Raw genomic sequence first — 13,232 nt, 5'->3', positions numbered from 1 at the left:
TCACTGGCCGGCCTGCGCGGTCTGCGCAGGCACGGCGAAGTTGTTGCGTTTGCAGAGCTTGGCTTCGACCTTCTGGGTACCGCTTTCCGGTCCCTGCACCTCGAACGCCAGCAGGCTCTGGCTGGCCCAGTCCTCGTCTTCGCGCATCTGGAAGACGAAGCGGCCGTCGGTGTCGGAGGTTTCCGGTTTTTCCAGCTTGATGTCCTCGTGGCGGCCGTTGAGGTACCAGAGGGTCGCCTGCAGCACCTTCACCGACGGGTCTTCGAACTTGATGTCCATCTGCATGTTGCGGTTGATCAGGTCTTTGATCACGCCGCCCTTGCCATTGACCATCAGCTCGTTCTTGCCGGGCTTGAGGGTGGCGCTGGCGCTCATCAGGGCCGGGCGGTCATCGCAGCCGTCGTCGAGCAGGCCAAGGATTTGCCGCCAGATGGTTTCCTGGTCCAGGCGATACAGCGGGGAGAATTCCCAGATCAGGATCTTCGGCGGGTTCTTCTGGAATTCTTCGCTGCCCAGGTACTGGATCATCGAACCTTCCAGGCCACCACCAGGGAAGGCCACGTTGAGCACGTCGGCGCCGATGTACTGCTCGAGGAAGCCGGAGAAGTTGTAGTTCTTGCCACTGTGGCTGGTGCCGACCAGGGTGATCTGCGCGTTGCCGCCGTCACCGAACAGGTCGTCGCCGCCGCCGGTGGAACCTTTCGGCTCGGTGGCGAACTGGTCCATGTACTGGACGGCATAGCTGGTGCCGCACAGCTGGCCGGCCACGTTATGCAGGGTGCCGGTCTTGCCCATGCGCCCGGACTTTTTCGTTTCGAATTCCTTGCGCGGGATGCCTTCGAAGGCCGGCATCTTGTGCACGGTATCGGCCACGATCCTGGCTGCGCGCTCGGCGCCATAAGGCGTCCAGTGCTGGTCGCCACGGAAGTAGAAGTCCTTGCCCTGGTCGGCAGCGGCCAGCTGTTCGTTGGTCAGCGGCGACAGGTCGGGCACGTTGTAGCCCATGCTGGCAAAGCGCTTGAGCATGGCCTGGTAGTTGCCCAGGGCCTTCTGGTAGTCGAAGGCCGCCTTTTCCGCCGGGTTGAGCATGTTGCGGTTCACCAGGCCACGGGTCGGCTGGTACACCACCACCAGTTCCACGCCGCGCTTCTTGAACGCGTCGTGCACTTGCTGCAGGCGCTTGTAGCCGGCCGGGGTGGTATTGAACTCGGTGCGCAGGTCTTCGCGGGTACGGAACAGCCAGTCGCCCTGGGCCTGCACCAGCGTGGTGAAGTTCTGCTGGTAACGGGTGGTGTAGCGGCTTGGGTCATGCGCTTCAGGGCACAGTTGGCAGCAAGGCTCGGCGCTGAAGGTGGGGGCCTTGACGTCTTCGGCGCGCACGCCCTGGCTGATCGCCAGAAGGGCGGCGGACAGGCCCAGCAGTTTCATCAGATGTGGAGTCATGGTCTGGGCTTCCTTAATCGATCATTTCGGTCTGGCGTTCGACCGGGTCGATCAGCACAGCCTTTTGCTGGCGTACCAGCAGGTCGAGGATTTCGTCCTGGCGTTCGCCGAGGATGCCGTTGAGGCTGATGCCGTTGGCCTTGCGCGGGGCGAGCATGGATACCTTGTAAAGCTCGACCGACAGCGGCGAGTCGATCGACAGCGGGCCCGAGCCGTTGGCCGCCAGTTCGCCACCGACCAGGATCAGCGACACCTTGGTGTCGAACGGGTCGAGGGCGATGTCGCGGTCGGTGTTGGACAGGTCCTTGATGTGGCCGTACACGCCGACCAGGCCGTTGGCCATTGCGACGTTTTCGTACAGGCGGATGTTCACGCTGTTACGCACACGGATGCCGTGGCGGCGGTTGTTGATCAGCTTGTTGCCCCAGATCAGGTTGTCGCCACTTTCGTACAGGGTGATGCCGTCGGTGTGGTTGCGGTAGATCTCGTTGTAGGCAATCAGGTTGTTGACGCTGTTACGGTCGATCACCACGCCCGAGAGCTTGTTGTCGAAGCTCTTGTTGTTGATGATCCAGCTGTCGTTGACCTCACGCGAGACGATGATGCCGTGCTTTTTCTTGGTGCCGTACACCGTGTTGCCGGCGATGATCAGCCGGTGCGAGCGGTCGTGCGGGTCGATGCCGTAGACGATGTTGTCGCGGTAGGTGCTGTCCTTGACCACGAAGTCCTGGGTTTCGTAGCAGTAGAAGCCGTACCACATGTCGCTGAACTCGGAGCCGATGATCCAGCCGGTGGGTTCCGGGCGGCCCATGCGCTTGGCCATGTTCGGCGTGTACTGCGAGATGCTCACGCCGTACGACTTGGACTTGGCGTAGCCGAAGCTGGCCATCTTGGTATTGACGATGTAGGTCTCGGTGCCGCCCCACGACAGCAGGAACGGGCGGAATTCCTTGGGCGAACGGAAGGTCGCCGGGCCGTTTTCCTTTTCCCGCCAGCCGGTCACCTGGGTGTCGGTGACGAACAGCTTGCCGTCGTTGACCAGGAACGAACCGCCTTCCTCGGACAGGCGCAGTTGCTTGACCTTGCCGTCGATCTCGAGGATGCCCTTCTGCCCGACCACGATCGGCAGGCGCGCCAGGAATACGCCCGGCTCGACTTCGCTGAGGTACTGCTTGGGTACCTTCTTGCTCAGCTCGACCAGGTCGACATGGCCGTCATCGACGAAGATCGCCTGCGGAATGCCATGCTGGCGCTGGACCCACTCGGCCGCCTTGTTGTCGCCGCCGACGAATTCCTTGAGGGTGTCCTCTTGGAACATGCGGCGCAGGCTGACCTTGCCCTTGTGGCGACGGTCGATTTTCTTCTGCACCGCCTCGGCGGTGTAGCCGGTCAGGTCAGGCAGCTTCGGCGGGTCCATGTGCAGCGGCTCGACCGGTGCACTGGAGACCGTGTAGGTCTTGGCCTGCTGCAGTTCCTTGGCAATCACCTTGGGCTCTGCGGCAGCGACCAGGCCACTGGCCAGCAGCAGGGCGCTGGCCAGGAGGCTGTGACGTAAGTGCGGGTGAAGGTTCATCAGGGTCTCCCGGCCTCAGAAGCGCCAGATCACGTCGACGAAGGCGCGGTGCATGTACGAGTCCGCTTCCTTGCCGTAGGCGTCACCCGGCTTGAACACACCGGCGCGCAGGCGCACCAGGGCAGATGGCTCGTCGATGGCCTGGCTCATCGAAGCCGGCAGCAGGCCTTGCTTGAAGTACTTTGTCACGACCACGTCCATTTCCTGGCCAAGGTCTTTTTCACCATCGACCAGCGGGCGGTTCACGCCGTTGTCGTTGACCACCGCGTTGATGCCGCTGGAACCGATGTTCTGGTTGCCATCGACACGCCAGAACTTGTGGTAGATGAAGCTGGCGTCGTAGTCGTCGCGCAGCTGCCAGGAGGCGAACAGGGTGGCCGCCTGCAGGTTGCCAAGCTCGCCACGGAAGGCTTCACCGAAGCGGTGCACGCGCGAACGGGTGCCGGTGTAGTTGGAGCGGTTGCTCTCGAGGCCGGTCTGCTCGTAGTTGCTCGAACCGTCGTCGCCACCGCCGCCGCTGCCACGGGCATAGGCCGCACCGACTTGCCATTGCGGGTCGAGGCGCAGGCGGATGCCGAGGTCGGTGGCCCAGGCGTTGACGTCACCGCTCTGCTTGCCGGTGGCCACGGTTTCGTCACCGACGACCTGGCTGCTGAGGGTGTCGCGGTCACCGGTCAGCCAGGTGACGCTGCCCCAGTAGTTGACGGTGTGGTCGTTGCGCCAGTTGTAGGCGTCGCTGTTCGCTTCCAGGCCCAGCCAGGTGAGGTCGCCGGTGCGGGTCTTGTCCAGCGCATCGACGGTTTCGCCCGGGTTCTTCAGGCTGCCGCCGTCGTGGGTGTGGTGGGCGCGTACGCCGACCCAGTGGCCAGGGGTCCACTGCGTGGCGACGTTGCCGTAGAGGTGTGTGCGGTCCTTGTCTTCCGGGGCCAGCTCGGTGAGGTCGGTGCGGTATTCGCTGAAGCGCTGGGCCACGCCCAGGTCGGCCTTGAGCAGGGTGGTGTCGAAGGTCCAGTTCAGCGCCTCGATATTGGTGTCACGCCACATGCCATCGTCGCTGCGCAGGCGCTGGCGGCCGAAACGCAGCTGCTCGCCGGGGTAGGCGGTCAGGCCGCTGTAGCCGACCCAGAATTCGCGCATGGCCAGGTAGCTCTTGTCTTGTTCGCGGCCGTCGGCGGCGGTGTCGGTGGTGGTGCCGTCGTCGTTCTGGCGCAGGGTGTCGGTTTCGATGGTGTCGGTGGCGGTGACTGCCTGGCCCATGGCATAGGCGCTCCAGTTGCCACGCTCGCCATATACCCAGGGGCGCAGATCAAGACCGAGGCCGTTGACGTCGCCGCCGGAGCGGGTGCCCAGGTCACGGTCGTCTTCCGACTGGCCGGTGATCTTCACATCCAGGCCGAAGTTCTTTTCAGCGGTCATTTCCGCCAGGGTCGGGCAGGACCACAGCAGGGCGAAGCTCAGGCCGATGCCAGCTTTCACGAAGGGATTGAGCGTCATAGCGAGTCCTCACCGGTTACTTCTTTTTCGTCGTCTTGCAGGGCTTCGATGGCCAGGGTGCTGTTGGCACCTTGCGCCATGCTGCCGCGCGCCTGCTTCTCTTGTGCCAGCAGTTGCTGGGCCTGGCTGCGCTGGTCAGGCGTAAGTTGCTGGTCGAGCTGCTGCAGCAGTTCAGCGGATTGCGGCGACGGGTTGGCCTGGGCGAGCTGGGCGAATACCCAGGCGTTGCCCGGCTGCGGGCGAATGCCGTGGCCTTCGCTGAACAGCTGGGCCAAGGCGTAGTCGGCGCTGTTCTGTCCGCCACGGGCGGCGGCCAGCAGGTGGTCGACGGCCTTCTGCGGCTCGACATTGCCCAGGTAGCCGCGGCGGTACAGCTGGCCCAGGTAGTAATGGGCGCTGACTTCGCCGGCGTCGGCGGCAGCCTGCAGGTGTTCTTCGGCTTTGGCCGCGTCCGCAGGCACGGTCTTGCCTTCGTAGTACAGGCGGCCCAGCAACAGTTCGGCGCGTGGCTGTTCGGCTTCGCGGCCCTTGTCGATGTAGGCCATCAGCTGGTCGGTATCGCCCAGCTCGGGGAAGTCGTACACCAGTTGCGCCAGGCTGACCCAGGACGCCGGGTTGGCCGGGGCCACCTGCTCGAGCAGGTCCTTGGCGGTTTTTTCGTCGGTCTGGCCGAGGCTGCGGTCAGCCAGTACCCGGGCAACGCTGTCGACCCGGGTGGCCGGCACTGCGCCACGGGCGTAGGCAGCCTTGAGCTGGCCGAGCAGGGCAGCCTGCTGGTCGGCCTGGCCACGCTTCTGGTACACGGTGGCCAGCTCGACGTAGCAGATGTCGGTGGTGTTCAGGGCGGCCTTGCAGATTTTCTCCACTTCGCCCAGGTGCTGGTCGTAGGTGCCCTGGGTGCGGTACAGCAGCACCTGGGCCAGGCCCGCTTCCGGGTTACCGGCGGCGCGCCACTGGTCGATCTGCTGCTGCGCGTTGACCTTGGGGAAGCTCTGCGGGTAGGTCAGGTAGAGCATCGCCAGCGGGATCAGGGTGTTGCTTTCGCCCTGCTTGGCGGCTTGCTTGAGCAGGGTTTCGGCTTCTTCGCGCTCGGCCTGGGTGCTGTCGGGCTTGGCCACCAGCAGGCGGCCAAGGCGCGCCTGGGCACGCGGCGAGATGGCGGCCGCGGCGCGGTAGGTGGCCTCGGCTTCCTTGATTTTCGCCGGGTCGCGGGTGGCGACCTTGATGTCGGCCAGGCCCACTTGCGCTTCGCTGTAGCCCAGGTCGGCCAGCGCCTTGTAGTTGCGCTCGGCCAGTGCCGTGTCACCGCGCTTCATGGCTTCGTTGGCCAGGCGCTGGTCGGGCAGGCCTGCACAGCCGGCCAGGGTGATGGCTGCAGCCAGGGCACACAGGCCCAGGCTGGCGCTTTTCTTGTGGGGAATCATGTTGTGGTCCTCTTACAGCCCACGGGCCATGGCTTTGTCGATCAGCCAGTTCAGCGATGGGCCACGGTCGCTGTTGACCGAAGCCGGGCGACCGGCGAGTTCGGCGGGCAGGGCGCTGTCGGGCTTGATCTGCACGCGGATGTCGGCGGCCAGGTCTTCGCTGTTGAGGCTGGCGCTGCTGACGATCTGGCCGGTTCGCACTTCGTCTTCGCCGGCTACCTGGAAGTTGACGCGGGTGCCTGGCTTGACCTCGTCGAACTGGCGGTAGGTGAAGCGCGCCTCGACCATCGGGTTGGTGGTGCGCGGGATCAGCTGGAAGATCGGCTGGCCCTTGGCGGCGTACTGGCCGTTGTCCACCAGCTGGCGGGCAACCACGCAATCACACGGGCTGGTGAGGGTGCCGGACAACTGCTTGCCGAACAGTTCCTCGATCTTCGCCGGCTCCAGCTGTGCGTCTTCCAGGTTGCCCTTGAGCATGTCCAGCATGCTGGTGGTGAAACTGGCCAGTGGCGCGCCCTTGGCGATCTGCCCACCGCTTTCGACCAGGCTGTTCACGGTGCCGTCGCGCGGCATGGTGACGTTGGTGGTGGGTACCGCGACCACGCCGGCTTCGGCATGGCTGACGAAGTACATGCCGTACAGCGACTTGGCGATGAAGCCGAAGGCGGCGACACCGACCACGAACACGCCGAGGGTGACGGTGACCGCCTTGAGGCGGCCGAAGGCGCTCAGGCCGGCACCGCCGTCCTTCTGCTTGCGCGCCTTGGTGAAGTTGTCGCGCTGCAGGGTACTGAGCACATCGCCGGCAGTGATCAGCTCACCCGACAGGTGCGAGGTGATGATGTGGCGCAGCGTGGCGATGTCGCGGAGCTCGAGGTTCTGGAACTGCGCGCCGGTACGGCCGCTGCCCGGGTTGTAGGAGCGCACCTGGAACTCGATGTCCATCGACAGGCCGAGGTTGTCGACCGTGAACTGCAGCCGCCCGCGGAGCACGTCGCCAACCGACAGTTGTTGCTTGGTGTGGAAGCTCAGGCCACCGGCGGAGAGGTCGTCGACCTTCACATCGTGGGCCTGGCGCTGAGGGTCGAGGAACCGCAGCTTGGCGGGGATGCGTACCCGGGCATGCTGGCGCTGGGCTTCGGACTCATGCACGACGTTGACGTTCACGGCGGTATTCATGTGGTTTGTTCCTGTTAGTTCCGATCCGGGTTGGGCTCACACGACCATGAACAGCACAGCAACGAAGATGCTGGCAGCCGAGAAGGTCATGGTCCGCGAGGACCAGGTGTTGAACCATTGTTGAAAACTGGCGAGGTCACGCTTGAGGGCAGTGGGCTGACGCGTCCAGGACTGCTTGTCGAGGCGGAAGAACACGTAGATCTTCATCAGCGCGCCGATGATCTGGTTGTAATAGAGAATCAGCGGGTAGGCCGGGCCTACGTTGTGGCCGGAGCACAGCAGCATGATGGTGAGGATCAGGCGGGTGATGCCGATCCACAGCAGATACACCAGCAGGAAGCCCAGGCCGAACTTGAGGCTGGCGATCACCGCCACGGTCAGGCCCAGCAGGCTGGTCCACATCGACACGCGCTGGTCGAACAGCACGATGCTGGTGAACAGCCCCAGGCGGCGCAGGCCCAGGCCAAGCGCGCGGGAGTTCTGCCGCAGGTTGTTGCCGTACCAGCGGTACATCAGCTTGCGGCTGGCCTTGAGGAAGCTCTTCTCCGGCGGGTGCTCGACCGTGTTGATGGCGGCGTCCGGCACGTAGAAGGTGTCGTAGCCCAGGCGCATCAGGCTGAACCAGCTGGACTTGTCGTCACCGGTGAGGAACTTGAAGCGGCCCAGGCGCCAGTGCATCAGCGAGTCGCTTTCGACGTCGGCGATGAACTCGGGGTTGGTCACCACGCTGGCGCGGAACATCGACATGCGTCCGGTCATGGTCAGCACGCGCTTGGACAGGGCCATCGAGCACATGTTGATGTGGCGCTGGGCGAAGCGCAGCTTGTGCCACTCGCTCATGATGTAGCCGCCACGCACTTCGCAGAACTCGTTGGTGGTCAGGCCGCCGACGTTGGGGAACAGCTTGAACCACGGCACGGTCTTGCGTACCACGCCATCGCCCAGCACGGTGTCACCGTCGATTACCGCCACCACGGCGTTCTCGTCCGGCAGCATGCGCGAGATCGCACGGAAACCGTAGGCCAGGCCGTCACGCTTGCCGGTACCGGCGATGCGCACGATGTCCAGCTTCACGTGGGCTGGCGGGTTGTATTTGGCCCACAGGCTTTTCACCAGCAGTTCGTCCGACATCTCCACCAGCGAGCAGACCACGGTGGTGGGGAAGCCACAGTTGATCGCCTCGCGGATCACCGAGCTGTACACCTGGGCGGTGGTGAGTGCTTCGATGCGGAAGCTGGTCACCATCAGGTACACGTGGGACGGGTCGGCGTCCTTGCCCATTTTCTGAACCTTGCGGCGCAGGTACGGGTATACGCCGTAGAGGAAGATCATGCCGCGGATGAAATGGGTGGCGCCCATGGAGTAGCGCCAGATGCCGACTGCGCCGACCAGGAAGATGAAGTGCTTCGACTGCGAGTCGAAGATATCGGCTGGCAGGGCCAGGGCGATCAGCATGAGCAGACTCACGTAGAGCAGCCAACCGGCGCACTGCAACAGCACTGTCTGGATCCTTTGCATGTTCAGCATCCGTCGAGAATTCGGGAAAAGGTGGGCAGCGGGGGTGGGGAGGCCCCCGCTGCCCGGCCAGCACTTACCAGCAGATGCCTTCGGTGCGGCTGGTAGCGCAGGTCGGTTTGCTCATGAAACCGACCAGGTCGATCACGTGCTTGCCGGCCGGCGCTTGCTGGGCCAGTGCACGGAACTGCTCGTCACGGTTGCCCAGGACGATGACGTCGGCGTTGTCGATCACCTTCTGGAAGTCGGCGTTGAGCAGCGACGACACGTGCGGGATCTTCGACTCGATGTAGTCCTTGTTGGCGCCGTGTACGCGGGCGTACTGGACGTTCTCGTCGTAGATATCCAGCTGGTAGCCCTTGCCGATCAGGCGTTCGGCCAGTTCCACCAGCGGGCTTTCACGAAGGTCGTCGGTGCCGGCCTTGAAGCTCAGACCGAGCAGGGCGACCTTGCGCTTGTCGTGGGCTTCGATCAGCTCGAAGGCGTTCTGCACCTGCGATTCGTTGCTGCGCATCAGCGAGTCGAGCAGCGGTGCGCGTACATCGAGGCTGGCGGCGCGATAGGTGAGGGCGCGCACATCCTTGGGCAGGCACGAGCCGCCGAAGGCGAAGCCAGGGCGCATGTAGTACTGGGACAGGTTCAGCACTTTGTCCTGGCAGACCACGTCCATCACGTCACGGCCATCCACGCCTACGGCCTTGGCGATGTTGCCGATCTCGTTGGCGAAGGTGACCTTGGTGGCGTGCCACACGTTGCAGGTGTACTTGATCATCTCGGCCACTTCGATCGGCTTGCGGATGATCGGTGCGTCGAGCTCTTCGTACAGGGCCTGCAGGATGTCGCCGCTGGCGCTGTCCAGTTCGCCGATGACGGTCATCGGTGGCTGGTCGTAGTCCTTGATCGCGGTGCTTTCACGCAGGAATTCCGGGTTGACCGCAACGCCGAAGTCGACGCCGGCTTTCTTGCCCGAGCAGTCTTCGAGGATCGGGATCACCACGTTCTTCACGGTGCCCGGCAGCACGGTGCTGCGTACCACGATGGTGTGGCGGCGCTCGCTGTCACGCAGCACGTAGCCGATTTCGCGGCACACCGATTCGATGTACTCAAGGCCCAGGTCGCCGTTCTTCTTGCTTGGGGTACCCACGCAGATCATCGATACGTCGCTGGCACGGATGGCTTCGGCGAAATCGGTAGTACCGCGCAGGCGGCCGTTGGCGATGCCCTGTTGCAGCAGTGCTTCCAGGCCAGGTTCGACGATGGGCGACTTGCCCTGATTGATCAGGTCGATCTTGGTGCTGGACACGTCCACACCGATCACTTCATGGCCTCGCGCCGTCAGGCAGCCTGCACAGACCGCACCTACATAACCCAAACCAAAGATGCTGATACGCATCGCTATCACCTCATGTGTTTATCACGTCGGCACCTCCGGAGAGAGCCGGACTGGGTTGATTAACAACAGTTTTCGGGCGCACGGATCCATGGCGAAATGCACACTTCGCCGAGCGCAGGCAAAATAAATCCGGAGCGCAAAAAGTTATGCACTCAAATGTGGCAGTAAAAAGCCATTAATTAAAAAACGTGCCCTGGAATGCAGCCGTCTTTATTGCAAGGCGCTACGTGGCGCTTTGCTGTGCTTGTTTTTTCAAGTGGAAAAATCCTTTGAAATCAACCACTAGGACGAATTGAAAGGGACGCGTCTCTCCTGCATGGACAGGGTTTTCGGGGGTTCCCGTCATACCTGTCGAAGTTGTTGGGGCGGGTAGTAGATACCTGCCGTTGTCATCTGTAAGTCATCTCTCACAGCCCAGGGGCAGGAAAAGCGTTACGGCACTATGAGCTATTCGTCGTAGCAGAAGTTCCGGGGTGGGTTCGGCGTGGATGAAAGATTTCTAAATATTTTTTCAGTGGCGGACAATTTCAATCTGATAGCACTCGGGCGTTTTGCCCCGATATATAAAGGGCGAAACTGTTGCGAGATATTTTTATGCCAGCATCGAAAAATATTTTGAAAAATTCGTCAAAAAAGCTACGAACGGTCTTATGGCGTTTGGCTATAAGTGATGGTGTGTCGATTTTTTGGCGCTGGTTTTATGGCGCGATGACGCTTTGCGTCGTGCCCTGTTGCGGGGCGGAGGGGGTAAGGAGGGGGGCGCTTTTTGTAGGAGCGGCCTTGTGTCGCGAAAGGGCCGCGCAGCGGCCCCAGGATTTCAACATCAAAGCAGAAATTGCCGGGGCCGCTATGCGGCCCTTTCGCGACACAAGGCCGCTCCTACAGGGGATTGTGTATTGCCTGACTATTCGGAAGGATGATCCCGCAGGAACACCAGGTGGTCCGGCTTCGACTGTTCGGCACTGTAGTAGTACCCCTGCACATCGAACTGCTTGAGCTGCTCCGGGTCGCTGATGCGCTGCTGGATCACGAAGCGGCTCATCATGCCGCGGGCTTTCTTGGCGTAGAAGCTGATGATCTTGTACTGGCCGTTCTTCAGGTCCTTGAAGTCGACGTTGATCACCCGGGCCTTGAGCGCACTGCGCTTCACCGCGCTGAAATACTCGTTGCTGGCCAAGTTCAGCAGCACGTCATCGCCCTGTTCGGCCAAGGCCTGGTTCAGCCACTCGCTGATGCGTGTGCCCCAGAAAGCGTACAGGTCCTTACCCCGGGCGTTTGCCAGCTTGGTGCCCATTTCCAGGCGGTAAGGTTGCATCAGGTCGAGCGGGCGCAGCAGGCCATACAGGCCCGAAAGCATGCGCAAGTGCTGCTGGGCGTAGCTGAAATCGTCCTCGCCCAGGCTTTCGGCGTCGAGGCCGGTATACACGTCACCCTTGAACGCCAGCAGCGCTTGCTTGGCATTGGCCGGGGTGAAGTCCGGGGTCCAGCTGCCGAAGCGCGCGGCATTCAGGCCGGCGAGCTTGTCGGACAGGTGCATCAGTTCGCTGATCTGCGCTGGCGACAGGTCGCGCAGCTGCTGGATCAGCTCCTGGGAGTCGTCCAGGTACTGGGGCAGGGTGAAACGCTCGGTCACCGGCGGGGTGTCGTAGTCGAGGGTCTTGGCGGGTGAAATCACCGTCAGCATCGGGTCGGCTCCTGGCATCGTTGGCCGGGAATTCTACGGGCTGGGCGGTGCAAGTCCAAACTATGGCGACGATAGTCACAGACCATGGCCGGTGCAGAGGCTATAGTGCGCGTTTCGCCGTTGCGGAGCCTTCAACCGTGCGTATTGCCTTTGCCTTGCTGGCCGCTCTGCTGAGCCTGGCCGTGCAAGCCGCCCCTTCAACCCAGGTAAGCCTGGACCGCAGCCTGTGGCCCGAAAAACTGGACAGCCCGGCGTTGTTCGATGTGGCCTCGCGAGCCGAGATCCTCTCGTTCGCCCAGGTGCTGCACGAAAGCGAACTGCTGGACGACGCGGCGCTGGCGGCACGCTTGGGGCTACGGCAGGTCAACCTGCAGAAGGTGCGCCTGGTGCGGGCGCGCATGTGGCAGCGGTTGTGGGAAGGTTATCAACAGGCGCAGCGCAGTTGCGAGCAGGATGCGTCGTTCTGCTATCCGGTTACGTCGATGGCGGAGTTGCGCACGCAGGCAGCGACGTTCGCTACCGATGTCGGCACGTTCTACACCGGCTGGATCGAGCCGAGCCACCAGTTCCATGTGCGGTACCTGGACGAACAACTGCGCAAGGCTGCGTTGTTGCCACAGACCAGCAGCGAGGTGGAGCGGTTGTCCTCGCGCGAGCGCAATGGGGATGAACTGAACGACCGTATGTTCCTGCTGACCTTCGTCGGCGGGCCCGGGCCGGATGGCGGCAGTACCGATCTGCTGGCTGATTATCTGCGCCGGCAAAAGCTTGAAGGCACGTTCTTCGTGCTCGGCAACCGCCTGCAGCAACGCCGCGACGCCGGTGCGGCAGATGCCTTGCGCCAGCTCTATCGTGGGCATTGCGTGGGGATTTTGGGTTGGGAGTACCGCTCCCATGCGCAGTGGACAGACTGGCAGGATTCATTGCGGCGCAGCCAGGCTCGGGTGCAGGCCGACCTGCCGGAGCAGTATGTACCGTTGTTTCGGCCGCCCTACGGGCAGCGCCGGGCCGATGGCGAGGCGTTCATGGCCAGCCAGCAGTTGCAAGTGTCGTTGTGGGACATTGATGCCCAGGATGATGGCGCACTGAGCGCCGAGGCCTCTGCCCAGCGGGTGCTGACCTTGATGCTGCTGTGGCGCAAGGGCGTGATCCAGTTCCATGACAGCCTGCCCAGGGCGCAGCCGGCGGTGGAGTGGTTGTTGCGCAATACGGCGCAGAGCGGGATTGGTTGGGAAGATTGCCAGGGATATGCCAACCGGGGGTGAGAGGGGGCTGCTGCGCAGCCCATCGCCGGCAAGCCAGCTCCAACAGGTACCGTGCATGGCTTGCTGGCGATAGCCCCTGCAATGGCAGCCTGATTTTTGACTGTAGTCCTCACGCGCCCCCTCGCCAACCCCTGTTCGTCATTTGGAAAAATAAACTTCACCTACGCGTAAAAAGACTTTTTTTAGTCATCATTTTTGCGGTATGAAGAAACCAGACAGCCGATTCCTGCAGCACAGGTGGCGTCATCCAGGCCCACCTAGC

9 protein-coding genes are annotated in these 13,232 nt (G+C 62.8%); 1 reads left to right on the top strand and 8 read right to left on the bottom strand.

The genetic code is table 11. The features are described from left to right. The 8 genes from WM94_RS26125 to yaaA form a co-directional block, all read right to left on the bottom strand. The gene (locus tag WM94_RS26125) at positions 1–1,443 is read right to left on the bottom strand and encodes an alginate O-acetyltransferase (RefSeq protein WP_039613018.1); all 1,443 of its coding nucleotides are present in this window, start codon (positions 1,441–1,443) and stop codon (positions 1–3) included. Between the two features lie 13 nt (positions 1,444–1,456). Beyond that, positions 1,457–3,016: a mannuronan 5-epimerase AlgG gene (gene algG / locus WM94_RS26120; protein WP_061552455.1), complete on the bottom strand. Its 1,560-nt coding sequence runs from the start codon at positions 3,014–3,016 to the stop codon at positions 1,457–1,459. A 15-nt stretch (positions 3,017–3,031) separates the two neighbouring features. Next, positions 3,032–4,510, bottom strand: a complete 1,479-nt coding sequence (locus WM94_RS26115; RefSeq protein ID WP_003257139.1) for an alginate export family protein — start codon at positions 4,508–4,510, stop codon at positions 3,032–3,034. Beyond that, a complete protein-coding gene (gene algK, locus WM94_RS26110) occupies positions 4,507–5,934 on the bottom strand; it encodes an alginate biosynthesis TPR repeat lipoprotein AlgK (RefSeq protein ID WP_039613016.1) in 1,428 nt (475 codons plus the stop codon). Before algK ends, WM94_RS26115 begins: the two co-directional genes overlap by 4 nt. Before the next feature lie 12 nt (positions 5,935–5,946). Continuing rightward, the gene (locus WM94_RS26105; RefSeq protein ID WP_013974151.1) at positions 5,947–7,113 is read right to left on the bottom strand and encodes an alginate biosynthesis protein Alg44; all 1,167 of its coding nucleotides are present in this window, start codon (positions 7,111–7,113) and stop codon (positions 5,947–5,949) included. 36 nt (positions 7,114–7,149) lie between these two features. Further along, positions 7,150–8,631 carry a glycosyltransferase family 2 protein gene (locus WM94_RS26100; protein WP_031324250.1) on the bottom strand — a complete coding sequence of 494 codons (1,482 nt, stop codon included), beginning with the start codon at positions 8,629–8,631 and terminating at the stop codon, positions 7,150–7,152. A gap of 73 nt (positions 8,632–8,704) precedes the next feature. Next, positions 8,705–10,021 carry a nucleotide sugar dehydrogenase gene (locus tag WM94_RS26095; protein WP_061552454.1) on the bottom strand — a complete coding sequence of 439 codons (1,317 nt, stop codon included), beginning with the start codon at positions 10,019–10,021 and terminating at the stop codon, positions 8,705–8,707. A gap of 904 nt (positions 10,022–10,925) precedes the next feature. Beyond that, positions 10,926–11,705, bottom strand: coding sequence for a peroxide stress protein YaaA (yaaA, locus tag WM94_RS26090; protein WP_061552453.1), 780 nt, complete (start codon positions 11,703–11,705; stop codon positions 10,926–10,928). Positions 11,706–11,842: 137 nt separating this feature from the next. On the opposite strand from yaaA, the gene WM94_RS26085 reads away from it, so the two are divergent. Continuing rightward, on the top strand, positions 11,843–12,970 hold the full coding sequence (locus WM94_RS26085) for a polysaccharide deacetylase family protein (protein WP_061552452.1): 1,128 nt from the start codon (positions 11,843–11,845) through the stop codon (positions 12,968–12,970). Positions 12,971–13,232 lie beyond the last annotated feature (262 nt).

Source organism: Pseudomonas sp. ABFPK, from assembly GCF_001586765.1.
GTDB classification, from domain to species: Bacteria; Pseudomonadota; Gammaproteobacteria; order Pseudomonadales; family Pseudomonadaceae; genus Aquipseudomonas; species Aquipseudomonas asiatica.
This window is presented reverse-complemented; position numbering and strand designations above follow the sequence as displayed.